General features: G+C 37.8%; 18 protein-coding genes. 15 read left to right on the forward strand and 3 right to left on the reverse strand.

Annotated features, from left to right (window positions below; genetic code table 11):
* Positions 1–84: 84 nt before the first annotated feature.
* On the reverse strand, positions 85–825 hold the full coding sequence (locus DWZ63_RS09115) for an AraC family transcriptional regulator (protein ID WP_118499588.1): 741 nt from the start codon (positions 823–825) through the stop codon (positions 85–87).
* A 195-nt stretch (positions 826–1,020) separates the two neighbouring features.
* Here DWZ63_RS09115 and DWZ63_RS09120 point away from each other — a divergent pair, with 195 nt between their 5' ends.
* The 3 genes from DWZ63_RS09120 to DWZ63_RS09130 all read left to right on the forward strand — a co-directional run bounded on the left by DWZ63_RS09120 (position 1,021) and on the right by DWZ63_RS09130 (position 4,374).
* Entirely contained in the window at positions 1,021–2,415 is a 1,395-nt protein-coding gene (locus tag DWZ63_RS09120; protein ID WP_118499590.1) for an ABC transporter substrate-binding protein, read from the forward strand.
* 157 nt (positions 2,416–2,572) lie between these two features.
* A complete protein-coding gene (locus DWZ63_RS09125; RefSeq protein WP_055944470.1) occupies positions 2,573–3,532 on the forward strand; it encodes a sugar ABC transporter permease in 960 nt (319 codons plus the stop codon).
* On the forward strand, positions 3,532–4,374 hold the full coding sequence (locus tag DWZ63_RS09130; protein WP_022013619.1) for a carbohydrate ABC transporter permease: 843 nt from the start codon (positions 3,532–3,534) through the stop codon (positions 4,372–4,374). Before DWZ63_RS09125 ends, DWZ63_RS09130 begins: the two co-directional genes overlap by 1 nt.
* Positions 4,375–4,767: 393 nt before the next feature.
* On the opposite strand, the gene DWZ63_RS09140 is transcribed toward DWZ63_RS09130, so the two are convergent.
* Positions 4,768–6,078: an ATP-binding protein gene (locus DWZ63_RS09140; RefSeq protein WP_118499594.1), complete on the reverse strand. Its 1,311-nt coding sequence runs from the start codon at positions 6,076–6,078 to the stop codon at positions 4,768–4,770.
* Between the two features lie 11 nt (positions 6,079–6,089).
* Positions 6,090–6,788 (reverse strand): LytTR family DNA-binding domain-containing protein, encoded by a 699-nt coding sequence (locus tag DWZ63_RS09145; RefSeq protein ID WP_118499596.1) that lies wholly within the window; start codon positions 6,786–6,788, stop codon positions 6,090–6,092.
* Between the two features lie 611 nt (positions 6,789–7,399).
* Here DWZ63_RS09145 and DWZ63_RS09150 point away from each other — a divergent pair.
* The 12 genes from DWZ63_RS09150 to DWZ63_RS09205 all read left to right on the forward strand — a co-directional run bounded on the left by DWZ63_RS09150 (position 7,400) and on the right by DWZ63_RS09205 (position 25,586).
* Positions 7,400–8,134: a protein phosphatase 2C domain-containing protein gene (locus DWZ63_RS09150; protein ID WP_055944455.1), complete on the forward strand. Its 735-nt coding sequence runs from the start codon at positions 7,400–7,402 to the stop codon at positions 8,132–8,134.
* A gap of 24 nt (positions 8,135–8,158) precedes the next feature.
* The gene (locus DWZ63_RS09155) at positions 8,159–8,797 is read left to right on the forward strand and encodes an FHA domain-containing protein (RefSeq protein WP_118499598.1); all 639 of its coding nucleotides are present in this window, start codon (positions 8,159–8,161) and stop codon (positions 8,795–8,797) included.
* Positions 8,782–10,581 (forward strand): FHA domain-containing protein, encoded by a 1,800-nt coding sequence (locus DWZ63_RS09160; RefSeq protein WP_118499600.1) that lies wholly within the window; start codon positions 8,782–8,784, stop codon positions 10,579–10,581. Before DWZ63_RS09155 ends, DWZ63_RS09160 begins: the two co-directional genes overlap by 16 nt.
* Entirely contained in the window at positions 10,574–11,791 is a 1,218-nt protein-coding gene (locus DWZ63_RS09165) for an FHA domain-containing serine/threonine-protein kinase (protein WP_182431478.1), read from the forward strand. Before DWZ63_RS09160 ends, DWZ63_RS09165 begins: the two co-directional genes overlap by 8 nt.
* 2 nt (positions 11,792–11,793) lie before the next feature.
* Positions 11,794–12,666 carry a protein phosphatase 2C domain-containing protein gene (locus tag DWZ63_RS09170; RefSeq protein WP_022013770.1) on the forward strand — a complete coding sequence of 291 codons (873 nt, stop codon included), beginning with the start codon at positions 11,794–11,796 and terminating at the stop codon, positions 12,664–12,666.
* Positions 12,667–12,669: 3 nt separating this feature from the next.
* A complete protein-coding gene (locus tag DWZ63_RS09175; protein ID WP_118499604.1) occupies positions 12,670–13,551 on the forward strand; it encodes an FHA domain-containing protein in 882 nt (293 codons plus the stop codon).
* A gap of 21 nt (positions 13,552–13,572) precedes the next feature.
* Complete coding sequence (locus DWZ63_RS09180; RefSeq protein WP_118499606.1) at positions 13,573–14,610, forward strand: FHA domain-containing protein; 1,038 nt, start codon at positions 13,573–13,575, stop codon at positions 14,608–14,610.
* A gap of 20 nt (positions 14,611–14,630) precedes the next feature.
* Complete coding sequence (locus DWZ63_RS09185; protein ID WP_118499608.1) at positions 14,631–16,925, forward strand: serine/threonine-protein kinase; 2,295 nt, start codon at positions 14,631–14,633, stop codon at positions 16,923–16,925.
* Positions 16,926–16,948: 23 nt separating this feature from the next.
* Positions 16,949–19,336 (forward strand): ATP-binding cassette domain-containing protein, encoded by a 2,388-nt coding sequence (locus tag DWZ63_RS09190; RefSeq protein WP_243020555.1) that lies wholly within the window; start codon positions 16,949–16,951, stop codon positions 19,334–19,336.
* A gap of 12 nt (positions 19,337–19,348) precedes the next feature.
* The gene (locus DWZ63_RS09195) at positions 19,349–21,013 is read left to right on the forward strand and encodes a PT domain-containing protein (RefSeq protein ID WP_118499609.1); all 1,665 of its coding nucleotides are present in this window, start codon (positions 19,349–19,351) and stop codon (positions 21,011–21,013) included.
* 115 nt (positions 21,014–21,128) lie between these two features.
* Positions 21,129–23,477: a serine/threonine-protein kinase gene (locus DWZ63_RS09200; RefSeq protein ID WP_118499611.1), complete on the forward strand. Its 2,349-nt coding sequence runs from the start codon at positions 21,129–21,131 to the stop codon at positions 23,475–23,477.
* A 33-nt stretch (positions 23,478–23,510) separates the two neighbouring features.
* The gene (locus DWZ63_RS09205; protein ID WP_118499613.1) at positions 23,511–25,586 is read left to right on the forward strand and encodes a serine/threonine-protein kinase; all 2,076 of its coding nucleotides are present in this window, start codon (positions 23,511–23,513) and stop codon (positions 25,584–25,586) included.
* The last annotated feature ends 35 nt before the right edge of the window (positions 25,587–25,621 follow it).

The raw sequence follows: 25,621 nt of genomic DNA on the forward strand, positions 1-25,621 counted from the left end.
CTTATAAGATATTCCTAAAAAGCAAAAGAGGAAATTGATGTGAAGATTAATTTCCTCTTTTTTTTATGAAATGAAAATGCGTTATTACCACATTGATTTATAATATTTATCACGATATTTCTTTGGTGTTATACCCATGAAATTTTCAAATGTTTTAATAAAATGGCTTTGTGACGAAAAGGAAAGATAATTAGCTATATCAATTAGTGATTTATCAGAATAGCGGAGCAGGTGAGTTGCTTTTTCTATCTTTTTTTCGCGAATGTAATCACTTATGGAAACACCAAGATTTTGTTTGAATATGCGAGAAAGATAGTTCTCAGAAAGTCCTGTGTAATCAGCAAGAGTGGATATTGTGATACGTTCTTTGATATGGCTGTATATATAGTTTACACATTGCATAACAGGTTTTGAGAGAATTGAACTTTTCTTAAAAAGAACCATTTTGCCGGTAAAATCTTTTGCCATTTCATGATGAAGGTCAGCTACCTGGCGTATTGTATTGCAGGAGTCCATCTTTAGTATATAAAAGTCACTTAGACGATATGCCTGCTCCGCTTCAAGACCTCCATCAATACAATATCTTGTAATCATTGCGGTCGTGACAACAAAGTGGTATTTTATATTTGTGAGAGGATTTTGTGAGAGAATACCGGCTCCTTCTAGATTTATAAAAGCATCTTGCTTGCAATTTTCAATTACGGCGTCCATATCTCCCGTTTTAACTGAATTATAAAAAGAGTATTCAACATCAGGGGCTCGGTGAAGTACTTCAAATTCGCTGTTTGAGAGTTCTGTATTTACCCATTCTTCTGATAACGACATATTTTTCCTCCTAAAATAGTGTTAAAATCTGATATAATATTGTTATTATTTAACATTATGACATGAATCTGCTATTTTTACAAGTGATTTAGTATAAAGTGTGCGTTAAATGGGGTAGTATATGACTTGTAAATGAGGAATGACATAAAGTTATGTCGAATGATTAAAAATATATTCTATTAGGAGGAATGAGAAATGAAACGCAAATTTTTAGGTTTAGTGCTTGCATCGGCAATGAGTGTTACAATGCTTGCCGGATGTGGAAACAAGGCAAATGATGGTGGAGCAGGAAACAGCAGTCAGAAAGAAGGAAAGATAATAAATATCTATTCATGGAACGATGAATTCCGTCAGCGCTTAGAGGCTGTTTATCCACAGGTAGAATCAACATCAAAGGATGGGACAGTTACAAAACTTAAGGATGGCTGTGAGATTCACTGGGTTATCAATCCAAACCAGGATGGTGTATATCAGCAGAAACTTGACGAGGCACTTGGAAGACAGGCTGATGCATCAGCAGACGATAAAGTTGATATTTTCCTTTCGGAGACAGATTATGTATTTAAATATACGGATAAAGATGCGGATGTTGCAATGCCTTTAAAGAATCTTGGAATTGATACATATAAAGAGTTTGCAGATCAGTATGATTTTACAAAGACAACAGCATCAGACAGTGAAGGAGTTATGAGAGGTTCTACATGGCAGTGCTGTCCTGGAGTTCTCGTTTACAGAAGAGACATCGCAAAGAAAGTATTCGGAACAGATGATCCAGAGAAAATTGGTGAGAAGGTTAAGGATTGGGATACACTTAAGAAATCAGCAGAACAGTTAAAAGCAAAAGGATATTACACATTTTCATCATATGCTGACACATTCCGTTTATATGGAAACAGTATTTCAAAATCATGGGTTACGCCTAGTGATTCACAAGATACTACAGTTGATGTAGATTCAAAAGTCATGGATTGGATAAATGATTCAAAACAGTGGCTTGATGCAGGATACTTTGACAAGACTGTAAAGGGGCAGTGGAATGATGACTGGAATAAAGCCATGGGTTCAAAATCTAAAGTATTTGCATTCCTCTTACCGGCATGGGGAATTGACTTTACATTAAAGCCAAACTGGGATGGAAAAGAAGGCGAGTGGGGTGTTACAAATCCTCCACAGGAATATAACTGGGGCGGTTCTTACATACATGCAGCAACAGGAACAGACAATCCTAAGCATGCAAAAGAAATTATTCTTGCACTCACAGCAAATAAAGACAATCTTTTAAAGATTTCAGAAAAATATTCTGACTTTACAAATACAAAATCTGGAATGAAAGAGGCTGCAGAAAATGATGGAAAATATGCTTCTAAATTCCTTGGTGGTCAGAATCCGTTTAAGTATTTCGCACCTGTTGCAGAAAATATTAAAATTGCACCATTGTCAGCATATGATCAGGGATGTGTAGAGCTTATACAGAACTCATTCAGCGATTATTTTCAGGGAAAAGTTACTTATGACAAGGCAAAGAAAAACTTTGAGACAGCAATTAAAGAGCGTTATGCAGATGTTAAGAAGGTAAATTGGGCTAAGTAGCAGCAATTATAAAGGGATAAATAAAAATATTGTATTATGTAGTCACAAAGATGTGGCAATATAACAGGATTTAGTTATAATGAAAGTATAGCTGAATCCTGTTATAAGAAATGAAATACTCCAAGTTTATAATGATATTTAGGAAAGGAGTGGGATTATGAAAAAGAAGAAAAAAAGTGTAAGTTACGCTAAATGGGGTTATATATTTATACTTCCATTTTTCATAACTTATATTATATTTTCATTAATACCGCTGTTAGATACAATAAGGTATAGTTTTTTTGAGTATTATCGTACCGGAATAAAAGAAGTAGGACCAAACTTTATTGGAATGAAGAATTATGTAAGTCTTCTGAAATCCGATATGATTACATATGGAAAAAACACACTTATAATGTGGGTTATAGGATTTATTCCTCAAATAGTATTTGCACTTCTTTTAGCGAATTGGTTTACTGATGTTCGTTTAAAGATTCGTGGAAAACAGTTTTTTAAGGTAGTTATCTATCTTCCCAACCTGATTATGGCATCAGCGTTTGCGATGTTGTTCTTTACACTTTTTTCTACAAACGGACCTGTAAACTCAATAATGTTGTCTGCTGGATTTATCAAGAAGCCGATTGACTTTTTAGGTTCTATATTTGGAACGAGGTCACTTATAGGATTTATGAACTTCCTTATGTGGTTTGGTAATACAACAATCATGCTTATAGCAGCAATAAACGGAATAAGTATGGAAATTTTTGAGGCTTGTGATCTTGACGGATGTAACAGCATACAGAGATTTTTCTATATTACACTTCCTATGATAAGACCAATTCTTGCATACACACTTGTAACATCTATTATCGGTGGACTTCAGATGTTCGATGTTCCACAGATACTTACAAATGGACAGGGAAATCCTGATAGAACTTCAATGACGCTTATAATGTTCCTTAATAATCATTTGAAGAGTAAGAACTATGGAATGGCAGGAGCTTTATCAGTATATCTGTTTATAGTAAGTGCGATATTATGCTTTATCGTGTATAAGCTTACAAATGACAATGATCCTGATGGTTCAAAAGCAGCTGCAAAAGCAGAAAAACGTAGAAGAAGAAGGGGGTTATTATAATGAAAAAAGGACATAACAGATTCAGAAGTATTTTGGCACATATAGTTTTGTTGGTCTTAGCATTTTTATGCCTGTTCTTTTTCTATATACTTATTGTTAATGCAACCCGCTCACATTCAGAATTACAAAAAGGTTTTTCGGCATTGCCGGGTACACATTTCTTGGACAATCTGAAAAAGGTAGCGAAGGATGGAAGTTTTCCAATGCTGCGTGGAATAGTGAACAGTTTGTTTATATCAGCAGCCTCAGCAGCTATATGTACATATTTTTCATCACTTACTGCATATGGACTTTATGCATACAACTTTAAATTAAAAAAGGTTGCATTTACATTTATTATGGCAATACTTGTTATGCCAACACAGGTAACGGCGATGGGATTTTTAAGACTTATAACAAATATGGGGATGTATGATTCATGGACACCTCTTATAGTTCCATCAATCGCATCACCGGCAGTATTTTACTTTATGTATAGTTATCTGCAGTCATCACTTCCTATTTCACTTGTTGAAGCAGCGAGAATTGACGGTTCAGGAGAATTCAGGACATTTAACAAGATTGTTATTCCGATAATGAAACCAGCGATTGCAGTACAGGCAATATTTACATTTGTAGGTTCTTGGAATAACTATTTCATTCCGGCATTGATAATCCAGTCAAAACAGAAGATGACTGTACCTATTCTTATTGCAACACTTCGTGGAGCTGATTATATGAATTTTGATATGGGTAAGATTTATATGATGATAACAGTAGCAATCGTACCTATCGTAATAGTATATCTTTTACTTTCGAAATTTATTATTTCAGGGGTTACTCTTGGTGGTGTAAAAGAGTGATATTTAATATATTATAAGGTACATACTACTTGTGTTATTATAAAATCTGGAGTATGAATTTTAAAAATTAAAATCGTAAATATTTTTGGATAATAAATGTGATAGAAGTAAGACCTCTAAAGTTTAGGGGTCTTCTTTTTGGTGTGTATTTTTTTGCAATAGTACAAAGAAAATATATTAGAAAATGTAAAAGCATGGGCAATCTCTACTGCCATAAATCTATGAAAAAACAAGAAAAGAAAATATGCATGGAGAAAGAGGATTGCAAAGCAGGAAAGTTATGAGGTGCATATGGAAAATGAATTTCAATCTTCTGCCTGCTGTTGTTCTTTGGGGGGTATCCTTTATAATCCTGCTCGTGCAGATGTTTAGGGAACGGTAGATGGCAGTTAGTTATATTTCAACTTCTATACTGAGGTATCGTATGTCGGAAGTTTCAGTATGGGTGGTATTTTCCACGGAAATTTGTCCGTCGTATTTTTTGACGATACCCTTAACAATGGAAAGACCCAGTCCGTGTCCGTCTTTTTCTGTCTTGGAAGTATATTTTTTAGTAAAGATATCGTGTATAAATTCACTTGTGGCGGCAGGTCCCGGATTTTCAACTTTGATACGGAAACTGTCGCTTTGTATATTGTCTGTACGCTGACCGATGCTTATAAAAATGGTGTCGTCAGGGCGGCAGGCTTCTATCGCATTATCTATAAGTACACCTGCAAGGTCGATTATCTCCATATCTGAGCAGCTGCTTGTGTAATCATAATTAAAAATAGTCACTATTATCTGTATATCTTTTTTTAGAGCGGCATTTACCTTGCTGAATAAAAGTCCTGCAAGAAGTTTGTTATTAAGGTGGAGAAAATCATAAGAATATCTGTGTCTGTCATCCATTTGTGTTATATCTTTTATTGCCTTGCACAAGTCTTCATAATTATCATAGGAGTCGGTAAGCTGTGATAATGAGAGGAGCTGGTTATTGTATAAATGCTGTCTTTTTTGTATATTCTCAATCATTTCATCGACAATAGGCATATATGTACTGTAATCTTTTAAGGATTGTTTTCTTTTCATATCATCGAAACTCTGAAGTATTATAAGTATGGTGATAACTGCGGCAAAAAGGATATTAGCAGTAGTGGAAATAAGAGTTCCGAGTGATAAGCTGCTTTTTATGGATGTAAATATTGCAACCAAAATGAAGCTTCCCAAAAAGAAAAGGGAAGAAAAATAAGAAAAATTCTTAAATCTGTCGGTAAACTTTGTTATAGGAAATAGTTTATTTAAAATGATTAAAACAAAAAGTGATAAAATTAAGAGTGCTGCCGAAATAGGGTCGGCTGCATTATTTTCATCAAAATTCAAATTTAAGAGAGCTAAAGCAAGCATGACAACAGCCTGACAGCAGGAAACTATAAAATATCCGGCAATAGATATATTTATCGCCTGGCTTATAGTACATCTTGTGTTTATAAAAATCATAAGGCTGTAAAAGGCAAACATAAGTAAAAAGGCGAACATAAGCTGATTATTATCATGTTTCTGCAGATAATTTAACACAACACTATATATACAGAAAGAAACTAAAAATTTGGGAGATGTAAGTTTCTTTAAGGAATGTTCAGAAAGATATATCATAAAACCTATGTATGTAAGATTTTGTATCGTTAAAGTAAGTATAATTATAAGATTATGTAAAATATTCATCTGTGTTCTCCTTATTTTATGTATCTATAATTTCTGTTACATGGAACTTTGTCCTTTGTTTTTTTCAATGAGATCAGGTGGGCATATGGGTCGATAAGTTCGATATACCGGGTATTTACAATATATGATTTATGGCACTGCTCAAAATATGCAGGAAACAGTTCGAGAATCTGTTTCAAGCGGTACTGTCTTGTCATAAATTCACCATGTAAAGTGTGGGCTATTATATACCTGCCATGTGATTCAAAATAAAATACATCATCAAAATTTAATTTTATCCGAATATTGTCAATGGTTTTAATAGTAAAATCCCGTTCAGTACCTAATATATTGTCAAGCTGTCTGAAAAGCTGTTCTTTTGTATATGGTTTTAAGAGATATGCCGTACAGTGTATATCATTGACTGCGTGGTATATGTGTTTTGGAAATGCGGTAGTAAAGATTATAGGAGCATTGTTCTTTGTCTTGTGCCTGATATATTCAGCAATCTTAAGACCATCCGTATTTTCAGCATCCGGGTTTGTGGAAATATCTAAAAAATATGCACGAAAGTAAGGCTCTTTAGAAAGTATGCTTATTGCTTCTTTTGTGCTGGATGCGATAACAGGGTGCATATCCTGTGAATATTCATTGATATAGTTTTTTAAAGCCGTGGCTTGTATCTTATCATCTTCAAATATAAAGATTGAAAAATTCTTAATGTCTTCCATGACATATTTCTCCTTTGAAAAGAAATCATATTATAAAATAATCGTATCTGTGTATATTTATAAGGCGTTTTTGTATGTATCAGGTAAATACTAGTAGAGTATATTATAGAATTTTAAGAATGTAAAGAGATAATTTTAGTGCAGTTCGTAACCAAAAAACTACCAGTTGTGACCGATTGCCGCAGAAAGCTGGAATTGGGAGCTGTGACATGATAATATTTGTATAAAAAATAAATAAAAATTATAAAAATAAATTTAAGATAAGACTTGACAAGGTGCAAAGGAGAAATACATAATGGCAGAGCAGTAATATTTTCATTTATAATAATACAGTTAAAAACAAGGCAAGTGAAGCTATAACTTTATGTTGATAACTTGCCTTGCCTTGTTTTGTTTTCTATGTATAGGAAAATGCTCATAATGTAGTGTGATGCCAATGAGAATTGCAAAGCAATTTTATAAGGGCAAAATGTCAGCAGTGTAATGCTGCGAAAGCAGGATACTGGTGTTGCTTTTTATTTTACATTAGTTACAAAAATATTGCTAAAAATTACAAAATTAAAAAAAATATTTTATATACGACATAATAACAAAAAAGAGGTGACAGGATTATGGCTGAAAAAAAATATGAAATAACTTATGCAGCAATAACAGACAAAGGTGAACGCACAAACAATGAAGATTATCTTGGAGTAGGGAAAGATAATACAGGAGTATTGTGTGTACTGTGCGATGGACTTGGAGGACACGGAAAAGGTGAGGTGGCTTCAAGATTTGTCGTTGAAGAAATGATAGAGTCGGTGTGTAACAAGGGTGTTAATGTTGAGCACGCCATTGTGAGTACACAGGAAAATCTATTGAAAAAACAGGAAAGGGAAAATGCTCAATCATCAATGAAGACTACGCTAACCTGCCTTTATATAGAGCAGGAGGATGCATCATATTATCATGTCGGGGATTCAAGGGTATATCACTTTGAGAGCGGAAAAGTTAAGGACAGAACCCTTGACCACAGTATTCCTCAGTTATTAGCAGCAAGGGGAGATATAAAGGAAAGTGAGATAAGACACCATCCTGACAGGAGCAGGCTTTTGAGAGTTGTGGGAACACCGTGGGACAGCCCTAAATATAGCGTCAGCAAAAAGATAAAGATAGGAAAAAAGACAACTTTTCTTATGTGCAGTGACGGTTTTTGGGAGCTGATAGATGAAAAGACAATGTGCAAACTGTTGAAAAAATCAGCAACACCCGCAGAATGGCTTGAAGAAATGAGAAAGATAGTACTAGAAAACGGCAGAGGAACGAATATGGATAATTATTCGGCGATAGCTGTTTTTATCAGATAAACAAAGATAAGTAGGAGTAGATGTATGGCAGTAAAGTGTAGTAACGGACATTGGTATGATCCAAAGATGTATAAGAGTTGTCCTCATTGCAAGAGGGCAGGAGAGCAGTTGAGTATATCTTTAGACGATGTGGAAGAAGATGACAAGACCGTATCTATTGCGGAAGTAGATATATCTCTTGGTGAACAGCTCGGTGAGATAATAGGCGGAAACTTTGAATGTGCAGGAAATCTCATGCAGCCGGATATGGGCGAAATGCAGGAGGGTTCGTCAGAGGATGGCGATAAAACAGTATCTTTTGGATTTTTTGGAGTTACCAAAAAGCCGCCGGTAACGGGATGGCTCGTATGTATAAACGGCGATGAAAAGGGCAATGACTACAGGCTTCATGCAGGCAAGAATTTTGTAGGCAGAAGTCAGGCGATGGATGTTGTGCTTACTGATGACAAGAGTATTTCGAGGGAGAAACATTGCTCGGTCTTATATGACCCTAAGGGAAATGAGTTTTATGTGACGGCGGAAAAATCCAATATCGTTTATCTGAACGGGGATTTAGTGACAGAGCCGCACTCTTTGAAATTGGGTGATGTGATAAAAGTGGGAGAGACAGAGCTTAAATTTATACCATATTGTCAGGAGGATATAACATGGGAAAAAGAATAAGAAAGATAACATATGCGTTTCTAATCGTAGCACTGTTTATGGCATTAAATACAAAGGTGTCATATGCGGAGAGAAAGCAGTTAAATATTGAGCAGGCAGTAGGAAATCCTCCGGAGATAACAGCTTATGTAAATGGCGAAAAAGTTTCAAAAGATGCAGAGTACACAGCTTCTTTTAAGGGAAAAGACATTGAGTTTGAAACAAAAAGCGTGACTAAATTTGCAAAGGCAGATAAGCCTGTAAGATATGTTATATTTTTGGATAACTCAAAATCAGTTGACGAAAAACAGTTTAATGAAGTTAAGAAAAGTCTTGTAAATCTGAGAAAGAAAATAAGAAAGATTGACAAGATGGAACTTTACACGGTAGGTGCTGACAGTAAACACGGAAATAAGGTTGAAGTCTTTAAGGCAGACGGAAAGTCGGACAAAAAAAGCCGTGACAAAGATATTAAAAAGATAAATAAGATCAAGAGAAATAAAAATTATACGGTGCTGTACCGTTCGATAACAAAAAAACTTACGACAGTTGATAATTCATCAGAGCGAACAGTTATGTTTCTTATTACGGACGGAGAGGATGACAGTGCCGGAAAAGATAAGGAAGATTATAATGTAAATCCGGCAGTAAAGAAGTCTAAAGTACCGGTCTATGCGGTATTGCTGAAAAATGTAAGTTCAAAACCCAATCTTAGCAAGATAAAAAATACAAAGAAAAATATTCTTAATGAGAACTATAGCAGAGGTTATTATAAGGACTGCAGCAGCACAAAGGATGTAAAAAAAGGATTTAAAGAAATCAACAGGATATTGTTTGATGAGACATATGTATTAAATTTTAGAGCCGCTGACGGAAGTAACAAAACATTATCGTTGTCAGAGTCAAAGTTAAACATTGTTATGAAATCCGGCGGAAAGACAAAAGAAGCAGCTTTAGACAAAGAGGGACAGTTTGAATATACAAACAGCCAGAAAGATACTGACCGCCCGAAAGTAAAGAGTATAGAACAGTCAGGGGACAATTCAATAAAAGTAAAGATTGAAGATGGAACTACAAAAAAACTTACCGGTGCACAGGATAAGAGTAATTACCTTGTAAGGTTCAAAGGAAAAGACGGAAAAGTATGGGAAATATCAAACATAACCGTAAATGAACAGGAACATACATACACATTGTTCTTTAAAGACAAATTTTACACAGGCTCATATACATTGGAATGTAAGAATATTAAAGATGATTCCGTAGAGAAAAATACTATAAAGACCGACAAGGTGAAATTTGAAGTTAAGGACGGGCTTAATCTTACAGCAGAGGGAATCAAGCAGACGGTAAGGGCTTACTGGTGGATACTGGTTGTTCTCATAGTTATTGTCATAGGTGTGATAACTATCATAGTGGTAAAGAAAAAGCCTGCAAATGTAGTGGAGGTGCCTGCCGATGACCTTATGAAAGCAGATTCAAAGCTGATAAGACTCATCATTACTGACAGGGCAGGAAAGATAAGAGAGGTAGAGTGGAATGTCGAGGGAAGTATCTTTGTAGGCAGGTCGAACATATGCAACATATATTTTGACGATGACAGGCTTTCAAGACAGCATTTTGCCATAGAAGTTACTAAAATGGCTTGCTATATAGAAGATTTGGAGACTACAAATTCAACTTTTGTAAACGGTGTGAAGATAACCGGAAAAAGGATGCTCTTAGATGGGGATGTTATCACGGCGGGCAGAGAGAAATTTGAGTTTCACAGTGTAGAGAACGGAGGCGATGAGCAAGTTGGATAATTCAGATAGTTCGCTTAGGAAAGGTCATATCCTTGATCAGAAATACAGTATTAAAAAAGTTCTTGGCATAGGTGGATTTGGAAGAACATATCTGGCGGAGAGTATCTGGACACAGGAAAATTTCGCAATAAAGGAATACTTTCCGAATGACTGGGCAGTAAGAAGTGAGGACGGGATTTCACTTAGGGCTTTCGATGAAACAAAAAGAAGTTTTTATGAACATGGATTATCTGTTTTCGTAAATGAAGCAAAGATACTGAAAAATCTGAGAGAAGATGATGTTGTTGTAGATGTAAAGGACTTTTTCTATGAAAACAACACAGGATATATAGTCATGGAATATATACAGGGCTGCACACTTGCTCAGTATATGCAAAAACAAAACAGCATTATCCCGCTTGATATGGCAGAAGTGATAATCATAAGTGTTGCAAAGTCAATGTCAAAAATTCACCGGCTCGGACTGCTGCACAGAGATATAAGTCCGGACAACATAATGCTTTTAGAGGACGGCAGCATAAAATTGATAGATTTTGGAGCAACAAGGCAATATGCATTAAACGAAACAACGGATATGTCCGTTATGATAAAACCGGGATTTGCACCGATGGAGCAGTATTCCAGAACAGGAAAGCAGGGACCGTGGACGGATGTATATGCACTTGCTGCAACTTATTATTTTATCGTATCCGGTAAAAGACCACTTACTGCAGTGGACAGATGTGCCGGAGAGCAGCAGTTGTCCCTTAGCAGCGTAAATGGTAATGTGCCGGAAGAATTGAGCGAGGTTATAGATTGTGCACTGGAACTTGACTACTCCGTAAGAATACAGAACATGGAGGAATTTGTAAGGGAATTTGAAACTGCATACAGAGGCAGTGCAGATATTCCTGTTGATGTTTATCCGCATATCACTATGAAAATGCATGGAAAAACAAGAAAATGGAAGTTTATGCCTGATAAATGCGTCACCATAGGAAGGAGCATAAATGATTGTGATATATGTGTTGAGGAAGGTGATGTGAGCAGGATTCACTGTAAAGTGATGTATGATGCAATATCAAATCAGTTTAAGATATTGGATTTGTCTAAAAACGGAACATATACCCAAAATGGTCTTATCGGAAGAGACAGGAGTGCCATTTTAAATACCGGAGATGTGTTCTGGCTGGTGGACGAGCAGATTAAGTTTTATTTGGAGGTGAGATAGTTTTGTTTGGAAAAAGGAAAAAAGAACCACAACCTGAAATTAATATTCAGAGAAATGTTTCCCATACTGTAGTGAGGACAGTGCCGGAGATAATTACCTGCAAATACTCGGCAACCGGAAACAGAAAATACCAGCAGGATGCGGTATATGTTTCGGGGAGTAAAAAAATAGCAGCCAACCGGAAAACAAGAGTGATGGCGGCTGTGTGTGACGGAATGGGTGGAATGGCAGACGGAGAGAAAGCGAGCCGCACAGCCATAACAATGTTAAAAGACGGATTTGAAAAGATAGAAAAAGACCCTAATGTCAATATACCGTTATTTTTTCAGAGCGGGATAAAAGCGATAGACAAAGTTATACATGATTTCCATGAAGAAGGAGAAAAAGGTTCAGGAACGACGATGGTTGCAGTAATAACTGAGGAAAACAGGCTTTACTGGGCATCAGTCGGTGACAGCAGGATATATCTTTTAAGAGGAGATGAGATAAAGCTTGTCACAAGAGATCACAACTATTATCTCCGTCTTATGCAGATGGTTGAAAATGGGAGCATGACAAAAGAAGAAGCAATGAGACACCGTCAGAAAGAGGCACTTATAAGTTTCCTCGGAATAGGCAATGTAAAACTTATGGATGTTATCGACAAGCCTTTTGAGATGCAGACGGGGGACATGGTTCTTTTGTGCAGTGATGGTGTCACAAAGACACTTTCAAAAGACAGGATAAAAATGATATTAAAGAATGATGCCGTATCAATGCAGAAAAAAGCAGAGATACTGGTTGAGGCAGCAGTGAGGGAAAATACACATTCCCAGGACAACACATCAGTTGCACTGCTTCAATATATAGAAACTAAAATAACAAAGGAGAGATAAATTATGAACTTAAGCAGATGTAGTAACGGACATTTTTATGATAAGGAGAAATTCCCAACCTGCCCATACTGTGCACAGGGAGCAGGAAACGATGACGGACTTACCTCAGTGTTTGATGAAAGTCAGGAAAATGATATAGGGGCAACACAGCCATTGACTTACAACAATCCTCCTCAGCAGCCGCAGGCAGGAGATTTTGTTCAAAATAACATACAGACAGAACAAAATATGATGAATAATTTTGGCAGAGGCGGACATGAAGATGTGGCTGATGCGACAGAGACTTTAGGCGGCAATCAGGATAGTCTGGGCAGTGGTCCGGATAGTTTTATAGGAAGAACGGAACCAAGGAGACCTTCTGTTCAGGATGTGCAAAAGATAACACCGGGCGGTGTCATGGAAGATGATGATGACCATACGGTAGCATTTTATGATGATATTTTTTCATCACCGACCACGAGCAAGGCTAATACGGCTCCTGTTAAGGAAACCGTGGCAAAAGAGCCGGTAAAAAGGTCAGTATCGACACCTTGCACAGGCTGGGTCATTGCACTTGACGGAAATCATCTGGGCGAGGATTTCAGACTTAAGGTTGGAAAGAACTTTGTCGGCAGGGATACATCAATGGATATAGCACTTGTGGGTGATAAGAGTGTCTCAAGAAATAGGCACGCAATACTTGTATATGAACCAAAACAGCATTTATATCTTGTCCAGCCGGGAGAGTCAAGCGAACTTGTCTATCTGAACAATGAAGTAGTATTAAGTCCTATGAAGCTTCAGGCATACGATGTTATCATGGTCGGTGAAGTAAAACTTTTATTTATGCCGTTGTGTGGTGCGAAGTTTAACTGGACGGACTATTTAACACAAAACAGACGGTAAGTCAGATATGTGAGGTTGTATATGAACAAATTGGCTAAGTTTTTCAGGATAGCAGTTGTTTTTCTGCTATTGGCAGACATAGGATTTTTATTTATGCCTGTGATAAAGACTGTTCAGGAGAATTATCCGACTGACACTTACAGTCAGGCAGATTTTGTCAAAGATACCTTTTCAAAATTTGTCATGGGAAAGTCGGGACTAAAGATTTCGGGCAGTCAGGTACTTGAGATAATTGTATTTGTAGTTCTCCCTGCACTTCTTTCGGTTATTTTTATGATAGTAAGCATTGTTGCAGGAAGCAGGCAGATAATATCAGGATTTGCGGCGATAGTTACGGCGGTATTAAATATAGTCTTTACAACAAAAGCAACCGGTATAGGTCAGATTTATAAAAAACAGTATCAGGATATAGTAAGATTGCGTGGACTAAATATGATAATGGTATTAGCAGTGATACTGATAATCTGCGGAATACTTATAATCATAACCAAACCTGCAAAGGCGAAAAAGAACAAGGATAAAGACAATATGATACCTGATGTTGAGCAGATACATCAGGAGCAGATAAAACCAAAATATGAATTTATCGACGAAGCAAGACCTGAGCAGGCTGGTACTTCGGCAGCAGAGCAGGTTCAAAATGCACAGCAGGTACAAAGCGGTGAAGTCACACACGATGCGGGGACGGCACAAAATATTGAAAATTTACAGAAAGCACAGCCGGATGATTCAGGTCAGGGAAGACCGAGAGGAGTTATGGTCGGCATTACGGGAATGTATGCCGGAGCTGAGATACCTTTTAAACCGGGCGAAGAATTAAAGTTTGGCAGAGACAATGTAAATGATGTTGTATTCCCGGAGGCACGCAAGATAAGCCGTACTCACTGTACCATAACATGGGATGCACAAAAAGAGGAATTTTATATTGTTGACAATTCTTCAAACGGATGCTTCATAAATGAGATGGATGAATGTATTCCGCAAAATCTGCCTATCAGACTGGAAGTCGGAACTATCCTTGACATAGGCGATGATACTAATCGTTTTAGATTAGAGTAAAAAAGAAATGAGGACAGGTTATGGCAAATGAATTATGTATGAACTGCTTTAGTGTCAAAGGACCGTATGAGGTGTGCCGTTATTGCGGTTATGTGGAGGGAACACCTCCGGAGCAGCCGCACTATCTCAGACCGGGAACAGTTTTAAAAGGACATTTTATTGTTGGAACGGCAATAGGTGTCGGTGGTTTCGGAATAACTTACAAATGTTATGATGCGACACTTGGTGTCATCGTTGCGATAAAAGAATTTTTTCCGGTAGGTCTTGTAAACAGGTCACCGGGAGAGATGAAAGTAGGTCTTTTGTCCGGTGAGAAGGAGAAGCAGTATAAAAATCAGATAAAGCGTTTCCTTATGGAGGCTCAGAGTATCGCACAGTTTGGAAAAGCAAATGACATAGTAAATGTGTTTGATTATTTTGAGGAGAACAATACGGCATACATAGTCATGGAATATATAGATGGTGTACTTCTCAAAGATTATCTTGAAAAACAGGGTGCACTGTCGCCGGATATAGCGATGACTATAATAGAACCGGTAGTTGAAGCCTTAAAAAAGATACACGCAAGTGGGATTATACACAGGGATATAAGCCCGGACAATATATTTATTGCAGGTGAGGACTCGGTAAAAGTATTTGATTTTGGTGCGGCAATATTAAATGACGAAAGCGGAGCAAAAGAGGGCGAAAAAGTCATAAAGGTAGGATATTCCGCACCGGAACAGTACAGAGACAGTGCCGGGCAGGGATATTTCACTGACATATATTCGATAGGTGCGATACTGTACCAGATGATAACGGGACAAAAGCCTATTGAGTCTACCGAGAGGGAATACAAGGACGAACTCAAATCACCGTTAGAACTTGGTTTTCACATAGAGCCAAATCTTGACAGGGCGATAATGGAGGCATTGGCGGTACAGCCGGCACTCAGATTTCAGGGAATACAGCAGTTTGATGATGCGATAAACGGCAAGAGAAAAGCGGAATATCCAAAAGTAAAACTGCGTATAAGGAAAAGAAAGAGGATAATGGTTGCTTGTATGTCACTGCTGGCACTTGCGGCAATAGGGGTTGGCGGCTTATTTTTCAATAATAAAATAAAGCATAGTGACAAACTGTATAACGAGAATGCAAAGATAGAAAAGGCAACTGACATAGTTGTATGGGTAGATAACGATAAAATGAAAGATACGGTTGAAAAGACTGTATCCCGTGCAAATATGAAAGTTAAATCTGCCGTAAAGAGTACAAAAACTTCAGACGGAGGTCAGTTTACAAAAGAGCAGAAAGCTGAAAATCCTAAGATTACCGTGGAAGTAAAGAACATAAGTGATAAAAATAGCGGTTACAAAGATATGGATGCTGCACTTAAGGCTGCAAAAGATGGCAAAGAAAAATATCCTGACATGATACAGACGGATGATATTACGGATATAACATCAAATGAAAAGAAAATGGTGTCACTTAAGGATAATGTCTATGCGATGCTCAACCTCAGAGATTACAGCTATATGTCAGCTTATTCAAAATATTATCCTGATATGAAGCAGATGCCGACCTCGTTTGATATTGTCCTAATGTATGCATTAAAGGATATTCAGACCAGCCGGGACAAAAAGTCTCTTATGGAGAGCAGATGGTATGGCAAAGATGGAGATTATGACAACTGTAAGACTGTGGAACTTGATGAGATACTGAAAAATGCAGGAAGTGGCAGTGAGTCGGTATATATTGACAAGAAATACCGCACATTACTCTCACTTTATCAAAACAGCACTGATGTAAATAGTGACGGAACATGGGATTCATCGGATGAGGATATAAAAAGCAGCATAAGGCAGTTTGATGATGTATCAGAGGATACAGTTTCATGGCTTAAAGATAAAAATAATTACGGAAAAAAGCAGTTTGAAAGTAATAGTGAGAATTATCTGAAAGGAATAAATATCATTTCAGGAATAGAGTACCGCAAGGAACTTTATAAGACACAGGCGGCAGAAAGTGATGGCTACAGACTGCTTATACCTGTTATTGACGGAAAGATGCTTGTGAGATACACGGGAACTTTCTCAATCTTTGACAATGATGACAAAGACAAAAAGCTTGCATCTGAAAGATTATTGTACTACATGGTAGCACAGGATGATTTTGAAGATGGTGAGATACAGAACTATCCGCTAGTTTTAAGTTCAAACGGACTTGAGGCGGCAACAGCTATCTCAGGACAGAGAAGTCTTGAGAAAATGATAAAAGAAATTCAGACACCTTGCATTATGTTAAATACAAATGATGGGAAGATAAATGAAAAGTAATATTTGAAAAGGACAAAAGGCTTATGCAGAACAGTGACAGATTACAATCAACGGTTTATGTGGATAACACAAAGTATTACGGTTCTTCTAATAAACTTATCGTTTTGAGTAACGGACAGATAACAGAGTATGACCTTGCCGGGATGAAAAAAGACAGACTGTTTTTTGGAAGTTCGATGCAGTGTGACATAGTTATAAATGACCCGGTGATTTCAGAAATACAGGGAAAAATAAAACTTGTAAATGATATGGTCTATGTCGGGGATATGGATGACAGTGGAAAAATGTATCTGTATCGTGACAGAAATTACCATCCGATGTTTGCCAAAAAATATTATGTAAAACAGCCGGGTGATATGTTTATCAGGATAGCAGGGAGCAGCAGTTACAGCGGCAAAAATGTAATACTTGTATTTTCAAGTATTTCAAGAAATTCAGTCTGGAGCACAAAAAAACTTACAAAACCTCAGACAACGATAGGGCGTGACAGCCGCAATGACATAGTGCTTGAAAATCCAGGTGTGTCAAGGAAACACGCACTTCTTGTAAATAGTGCAAACGGCTATGTGATATATGACAACAACAGTGTGAACAGTATTTATGTAAACGGCGAAATCGTGCAAAGGGCAGGCAGCATGGAAGTACATGACGGCGACATAATACAGATTGCCGGCATAACTATGTTCCTCTCGGAAAACAGTGTCATATACCAGCAGGCGGCAGGCGGAGCATCATTGGAGCTGCACAATGTAAACAAGATTGTCGGCAAGGCTGATGACAGAAGAAAAATATTAAATCATGTTTTCTGTGACATAGGAAACAATGAGTTCGTAGCCATTATAGGTGGTTCGGGAGCAGGCAAGACCACGGTTATGAATGCGATGAGTGGATTTGACTATGACATTTCCGGAAAAGTTTATTGCAATGGAATAGACCTCAGAAAGAATTTTCAGTCACTTAAAAATATTATAGGTTTTGTGCCGCAGCAGGACATAATATATGAAAATCTCAAATTGAGAAGAATGTTGGAATATACGGCACAGTTAAAGATGCCGCCAGATACGACAAAGGGAGAGAGAGACGAGAGAATACAAAAAGTCTTACAGATGGTGGGACTTGAGGAAAGAGCAAATGAATATATAAGAAAACTCAGTGGAGGCCAGAAAAAGAGAGCGAGTATAGCAGTTGAGCTTCTCGCAGACCCCGGACTGTTCTTCCTTGATGAACCTACATCAGGTCTTGACCCTGATACAGAGAAAAGTCTTATGAACACGCTTGCAAAACTGTCAAAAACAGAGAATAAGACAATAATCATGGTAACACATACAGTGCAGAACATAAACCTTTGTGACAAAGTTATCTTTATGGGACCGGGAGGAAAAATCTGTTACTGTGGCAAACCGGACAAAATGTATGAATATTTTGGAAAAGACAGTCTTGTGGATGTGTATAGCGAGCTTGCTTCGAATGTTGATATGTGGAATATGAAATATCTTATGCTTTATAAAGAGCAGCATCTTGACAAGAACACGGAGATACCTGAAGTAAATGAGAATGAAAAAATATCAGACATGATAAAAGACTCAGGAAAGAAAACATCACCGTTAAAGCAGCTTGGAGTTCTCACAAAGAGATATTTTGAACTTGTTTTTAATGACAGACAAAGACTTTTATTGCTTTTATTGCAGCCGTTCATAATCGCTCTTTTGTTAAAAGTAGTGGCAAAAAAAGATGTTTTTAAGATATATGACTCGACACAGTCGATAATGTTTGCACTTGCCTGCTCCGGAATATGGATAGGCTTGTTCAACACGATACAGGAAGTATGTAAGGAAAGACCTATACTGAAGCGTGAATACATGGGAAATCTGCGACTATGGACATATATATTGTCAAAATATATAGTGCAGGCGGTTGTATGCTTTATGCAGACTACCATATTGACGGGACTGTTTCTGGTGCTTATGAAACACGCACCTAAAAAGGAACAGGTACTTCCAACTCCGCAGCTTGAGATATGGCTCACGATATTCCTTACGATATATGCGTCTGCAGCATTGGGACTTATAGTGTCATCATGTGTAAGAAACAGTGACAGGGCTATGGCACTTGCACCGTTTGTACTTATAATACAGCTTTTATTCTCAGGCGTATTATTTGAGTTAAAAGGTGCGGCAGACAAAATATCTTACATTACTGTCAGCAGATGGTCTATGGAGTGTCTTGGAAATATCACAAACTTAAATAAACTGAATATGAAAGTGACAGGAATGCCACATGAACATAATGATTTATACAATAGAGGAGCATCACATCTGACTAATACATGGCTGATATTATTTTTAATGATGGCAGTATGCGGAGTGATAAGTGTAATTGTACTTAGAAATCTTAAGAAAGATACACGATAGGAGGTAAAAGACATGAATAAAAAAAATATGGCAATGCTGGTTGCAATAGCAATGATTTTTTCTTTATTTACCGGGATAAACTTTGGGACAGTAAAAGCACAGGCAGAAGTGACAAATCTAGAAGGAATTATAGCAGCAACAAAATGTGCGATAAATGTCAGTGGAAAAACTAATAGTGATGACGCAAAGGATTGGAACGAAAAATATAGTGAATATACAGATACGGCAGAAAAAGAAACAGTGGCAGTATCTAAAGCTGCATTTACTATTACAGGTAGTGATGATAGTAGTACGACAAACGAGTTCCATTACTACATAGATGAAATGAATGATGATGCTTATAAAGTAAAAGATTTAAATGAGTTGAAAAGTTTAGATGGTAGTACTGCTGCACATTGGATTGAATATAGCAATCAAAAAATAACATTATCAGATTATGCAGGAAAACAGATAGTAATTTATGCAAAATTTAAGTTATCAGACGGAAAGGTTGCTTATCTGCACACAGAAATTATCGAGATAGCAAAAGTTACTCCAATGGAAACGCCGACAGCAACGCCGACAGCGACCCCGACAGCGACGCCGACAGCGACGCCAACAGCGACCCCAACGGCAACGCCAACAGCGACCCCAACGGCAACACCAACAGCGACGCCAACGGCAACGCCGACAGCGACCCCGACGGCAACGCCGACAGCGACACCAACGGAAACCCCGACAGCAACACCAAGTCAGAGCCCGACAGGAACACCAACTGCAGAGCCAAGTCAGAATCCGACAGGAACACCAACTGTAGAGCCAAGTCAGAATCCGACAGGAACACCAACTGTAGAGCCAAGTCAGAATCCAATGGTGACACCTACAGTAGAGCCATCAAAAACTCCTGATAAGAAACTTTCAGTAAATTATGACAACTCTGACAAATATGTAAAAAGCGGTATGGCATTAAATTTAAAAGTAACTGTAAAGACAGATACTCAGTGTACTTATAAATGGTACAAAAAAGACAGTGACAAATCATTGTCTGAAAAGAGCAGCTACAAGACACCTAAAAATGCAAAAATAGGAAAATACACCTACTATTGTGAAATATCAGCGGATGGATATGAGACTGTTAAATGTGAATTTACGGTGATAGTTTATAAGTCTGTAATTACGGTTGCATGGGGAAGTTCTGTTACTTCAAAGGGAATATTTGGAACAAGTCCTAATGTTAAAAAAATCACAGTGCCGTCAAAATACAAGAAAAACCTTTCTGTAAATGCAAAGAGCGGAAAGATAAGTGTGAAGAAATATTTTTCAGGCAAGGCTGTTGTCACATATGTCATTGGAAAAAATAAGATTAAGATTACGGTGAAATCTAAGATTCCACAGATTAAATATACGGCGACATATTCAAAGAAAAAACAGCAGTTGGAAGTAAAAATTAACCGCTTTGTTATGAGTAATCTAAGCCATGTATATATTATGGCAAAAGGTAACAATCATTGGAATTCAAGATGCTATAAACTGGTTAAACTGCCTATTAAGAAAAAGAAAAACAGTGTGATTATAAAAGGATATACGGTTAAAATAACCAACTTTGAAATGAAATTTTTATTAAACACAAATGCTGATACTTATAAGGCATGGAAACATAATAACAAATCTAAAACTAATATAGTTAAGCAGAAATAAAGTAAAGGTCAAAAGCAGAAAGTAATGTATGTTTATATGCAGAGTGATATCTGCCTGTATGACCTGTTAAACACCGACAAGTTTGTGTAAAAATATACGGAAATGAGGGAACGCTATGAAAATTTGTATGGGTTGTATGAACCAGGTTTCTGACAACGACAAAATATGTCCGGCTTGCGGATATGACCAGTCGAATGTCAGGGAAAAATCATATTATCTGGACCCGGGTACTATTATCGGAGGAAAGTTCATCGTAGGTAAAGCGTTGGAGTACGGCGGATATACGGTAAAATACCTCGGCTTTGATGCCGAGGCACAGCATAAAGTCATAATAAGCGAGTATCTTCCTAGTGACTTTTCAACCCGTTCTGACGGAGAGAGTGAAGTCACCATATATTCAGGAGATGCGTACGAGCAGTTTTCACATGGTCTTGAAACATTTTTAAATGAGGGAAACAAGATACAGCAGCTTGCCGATACGCAGGGAGTTGCAAAAGTTTATGACTGTATAGCTGAAAATGATACAGGGTATGTTATATCTGAGTACCTTGTGGGAACAACATTAAAAGAAGTTCTTGATACGGGAAAGGTATATAAACCTGAGGAGGCAAAACAGTTTATATCACAGATACTTATCGGACTTATAAAAGTGCATCCGCTTGACATTATCCATTGTGATATAGCACCGGAAACTATCTTTATAACAGAGCAGGGTGAAGTAAAACTGTTGGACTTTGGTGCAACAAGATATGTAACAACAGCAAATTCAAAAAGTCTTGCCATCATATTAAAACAGGGCTATGCACCGGAAGAACAGTACAGAAGCCAGGGAAAAAGAGGTCCGTGGACGGATGTCTATGCTCTTGCGGCAGTCATGTATAGGATGATAACGGGAAAAGTGCCGCCTGAGTCTGTAGACAGAGCATTATCTGATGAGATAACAGAGCCGTCAAAATTAAACACAGGTATAAGCCAGTCGATGGAAAACGCACTTATGAATGCCTTAAATGTGTATCAGGATGACAGGACAAAGACTGCACAGGAGTTTTACAAAGAGCTTAATTCCTCTGATACAAAAAGACGCAAAGTAAAGCGTGCAAAGCGTGATACGGGAAAAATGCCTATATGGGTGAAAGGTCTTGTCGCAGTTGTAGGTGTAGCTGTTATAGCCGGAGGCGCAGTTGTGATAAAAGGACTGCATGACGGAGGAAGCAGCAACCAGGGTGCGACACAGGAAAAATTTAAGATTGTCAGCGAAGTAAAAAGCGGTGATATGACGCTTTCTGATTTTGATAAAGAGTGGACTGATTTTGGTCTTAAAAAAGAAAACAGGACTGTTGAGTACAGATATGACCCAAACAATGCTGAGGGGACGGTGCTTGAATACAATGATATGACAAATGATGTGCTTAAGGACGGAAGAACTCTGGATGAAGTGAACTCGGACATAAAGAAAAACAGGATGGTATATGCAAATGTCATAGTTGCAAGTACGAAGAATGTAACATTTTCAGAAAAATGGCTTAAAAACTGCACCAATACAAGATGGGCTCAAAGTGCATCTGTCAAAAAGCGCATAAAGGCATCTAAAGATGTATATATGCAGAGTTATATACCTGACGGAGTCAGCCTGAAAAAGGGTGATGATACGCAGGCTTACGGAACTTTGTCAAAGATAATATATGACAAAAATACGATAGACCTTGATGCGATAAGAAAGAAATATGCTTCTGATACGGCGAAAGCTGACAGCGAGATAAAGAGACAGACTGCAAAGATAAACGGAATGGATACTTCCAAGAAGAAGATTCAGTTTATATACCATACCGGTGCATATTACACAATGTCGAAAGCAAATTGCAAGAGATACGGTACATTTGAAGGAAAGAGTATATCGTCAGTTAAGTTTGTCTACAGCAAAAATCCTAAAGACCATAAAACAGGCAACAGGGCAAGACTTCGTACACTGTCATCGGACAAATATTCAAGTGAGTATGTAAGTTTCAGATATGGCAGGGGAACTATTGTAAAAGTTCTCTCTAAAAGTCTTAAAAATAAAAAGGGCTATGACGGAAGAAATGATGATTCTGAAAACGGTGACGGAAAGCTTTTTGCCACGGTCAGAAGCCATGTATCGATAAACAATTCACTTACCGTTGCAAGACTGAAAAGATATGCTTCAAATGCCGGTGCATCACTTGGAACAAAATATCCTGACAATTATATTGTCAAAAAAGTATGGGTAAACGGAAAGTCAAATGTTACTGAGTTTAAGCAGGGTGACAGACTTAAGATTTCTGCTGAGCCAAAACCTACACCAAAGCCGGTAGTGACAAAGAGACCTGAAACAGTTACAAAACCAAGTGGCAATAGCAGTGGCGGCACATCTAAAAAGTCTAGTAGTAATTCGAGTGGTGGTAGCAAAAAGAAACCTACACAACCAAAATATAATGATTTTAATTAACCTTAAAAATAAATCTTTCAGGAGGAAACATATATGCGATTTTGTTATAGCTGTATGCGGCAGATAGCTGACAATGCAAAGGATATCTGTCCGTATTGTAAAGAAAAATTAAATATAGAATACAATGCTGATATGTGTCTCAAGCCGGGTACGGTATTGCAGGGAAAGTTTATCGTAGGAAAACTGCTTGGTTCAGGCGGATTTGGAAATACCTATATAGGCTGGAACAACCTCTTGCAATGCAAAGTCGCCATAAAGGAGTATTTTCCTAAGCAGCTTTCCGGCAGAGAGAGAACTACGGGCACTGTATCGGTAATATCAGAGAGCGTAAGGCATGAGCGTTTTAAGATAGGTCTGCGTCACTTCCTCGAAGAAGCGAGAAGTATAGCAAACCTGCAGGATGTAAAAGGTGTTGTTCAGGTTTACAGCTTCTTTGAGGAAAACAACACCGGTTACATCGTGATGGAGTTCCTTGAAGGAATGGATGTAAAACATATCCTTAAACTTAAGGGCAACAGAGTGGAGTATGACTGGGCAAGACGAGTTGTGCTTACGATACTCTACACTCTTAAAGAAATACATAAGCGTGGTGTAATACACAGGGACATAGCACCTGACAACATTATTGTTACAAACGAAGGTGTTATCAAACTTATAGACTTCGGAGCGGCAAAATATGCCGAGCGTGTTGAAAATGAAAATACGGCGATCGTGCTCAAAGAGGGTTATGCACCTATCGAGCAGTATGGAAGAAAAGCGGTGCAGGGACCATATACGGATCTGTATGCGGTAGCGGCACTTTTCTACAGAATGTTGACGGGTGCAAAACCCCAGCCTGCAAATGACAGGACACAGGAGGATAAGCTGCTTACATTGTCGGAGGTCGGAATAAATATTCCGGAGCAGGCAGAATTTGCCATAATGACCTGCCTTAATATACAGCCACAGTTCAGGCTTCAATGTGCGGAAGATTTCATGGAGGCACTCGATGGCAAAAATTTCGTTCCGGTATATGAGCCGGAATGGATTTTGCCAAAAGTAAAGGACGACCAGGACACGGTCGGAAACCGTCTGAAGCAGAAGTTTATGGCGATGGCGGCATGGCAGAGGGCAGCAATACTTGCAGGCAGCATGGCTGTTTGTGCAGGTGCGGTATTTGCAGGTGTAAGTGTTGCAAACGGAGTCATAAATAAAAACAGAGGTGACAATTCCGGTTCAAATGTTGAAAAGATGGCAGCATATCAGAGAGGAAACACCACCTGGGAAGAATATAAGAAAAATCTGGATGATGCAGGCTGCAAGGCAAAAGTTACATATATATATGATAAAGCCTGTAAGAGCGAGAAAGTGGAGGACACTGAGCCGAGACAGGGAGCAGATATTCCGGATGATAAAGTCGTAAAAGTGACCGTCAGAAGTGCCGGGAAAGTCACCATAGAAAAAATGACTAAAATGTCAAAAAGTGAGATAGAGACAAACCTTAAAAATGCAGGTGTCACATCAGACATAAGTTTTAAATATGACTACAATTCGGCTTCAAAAGACAAGTGCTTCAAACAGAGCAAGAGCGGCGATGTTTCATCAAAAGATATAGACAAACTTAAATTTTATATATCATGGGGCAAAAAAGACAAGTATATGTTCAAGCTGCCAAACTTAAAGGATAAAAATCTTGATGAGGCAAAATCGGTTATAGATAAGCTGAATAAAAAGTATAAGTGCAAGATAAAACTTACGACAAAAAGTCAGGCTATAAGCGAAAGTGTTGCCAAAGGCGACATAATAAGCCAGGAACCAAAGTCAGGGAAAAAATATAACAGTAACAGCAAAGACAAAAATATCCCTAAAAAGGAAAAAGTTCCTAAAAAAGTAAGTATTGTGGTAAGTCTCGGTGCACCGACACCTACTCCTGCACCTACTGAACCGCCTGCACCTGCGGCACCGAAGCCTGACAGCAGCAAAAAATCGGATAAGTCGAAAGTAAATCGTTCGGGTTTGGACGGAAGCAGTAAGAAAAAAAATACAAGTAAAAAGTCAGACAAGAAAAAAACAAAGAAAAAATCAAGAGCTGATGAGTTTGTAAGAGATGACAGTGACTTTGGTTTTTAAATGTAGAATAAGAATTTACCCGCTTTTTGTGAAGT

Source organism: Clostridium sp. AF34-13 (genome assembly GCF_003477845.1).
Taxonomy (GTDB): Bacteria; Bacillota; Clostridia; order Lachnospirales; family Lachnospiraceae; genus Butyribacter; species Butyribacter intestini.

Coding starts and splice junctions, on each gene's coding strand:
- DWZ63_RS09195 (WP_118499609.1), top strand. CDS start 19,349: ATGAATAAAAAAAATATGGCAATGCTGGTTGCAATAGCAATGATTTTT.
- DWZ63_RS09130 (WP_022013619.1), top strand. CDS start 3,532: ATGAAAAAAGGACATAACAGATTCAGAAGTATTTTGGCACATATAGTT.
- DWZ63_RS09190 (WP_243020555.1), top strand. CDS start 16,949: ATGCAGAACAGTGACAGATTACAATCAACGGTTTATGTGGATAACACA.
- DWZ63_RS09115 (WP_118499588.1), bottom strand. CDS start 825: ATGTCGTTATCAGAAGAATGGGTAAATACAGAACTCTCAAACAGCGAA.
- DWZ63_RS09205 (WP_118499613.1), top strand. CDS start 23,511: ATGCGATTTTGTTATAGCTGTATGCGGCAGATAGCTGACAATGCAAAG.
- DWZ63_RS09150 (WP_055944455.1), top strand. CDS start 7,400: ATGGCTGAAAAAAAATATGAAATAACTTATGCAGCAATAACAGACAAA.
- DWZ63_RS09140 (WP_118499594.1), bottom strand. CDS start 6,078: ATGAATATTTTACATAATCTTATAATTATACTTACTTTAACGATACAA.
- DWZ63_RS09125 (WP_055944470.1), top strand. CDS start 2,573: ATGAAAAAGAAGAAAAAAAGTGTAAGTTACGCTAAATGGGGTTATATA.
- DWZ63_RS09120 (WP_118499590.1), top strand. CDS start 1,021: ATGAAACGCAAATTTTTAGGTTTAGTGCTTGCATCGGCAATGAGTGTT.
- DWZ63_RS09180 (WP_118499606.1), top strand. CDS start 13,573: ATGAACAAATTGGCTAAGTTTTTCAGGATAGCAGTTGTTTTTCTGCTA.
- DWZ63_RS09185 (WP_118499608.1), top strand. CDS start 14,631: ATGGCAAATGAATTATGTATGAACTGCTTTAGTGTCAAAGGACCGTAT.
- DWZ63_RS09155 (WP_118499598.1), top strand. CDS start 8,159: ATGGCAGTAAAGTGTAGTAACGGACATTGGTATGATCCAAAGATGTAT.
- DWZ63_RS09145 (WP_118499596.1), bottom strand. CDS start 6,788: ATGGAAGACATTAAGAATTTTTCAATCTTTATATTTGAAGATGATAAG.
- DWZ63_RS09175 (WP_118499604.1), top strand. CDS start 12,670: ATGAACTTAAGCAGATGTAGTAACGGACATTTTTATGATAAGGAGAAA.
- DWZ63_RS09200 (WP_118499611.1), top strand. CDS start 21,129: ATGAAAATTTGTATGGGTTGTATGAACCAGGTTTCTGACAACGACAAA.
- DWZ63_RS09160 (WP_118499600.1), top strand. CDS start 8,782: ATGGGAAAAAGAATAAGAAAGATAACATATGCGTTTCTAATCGTAGCA.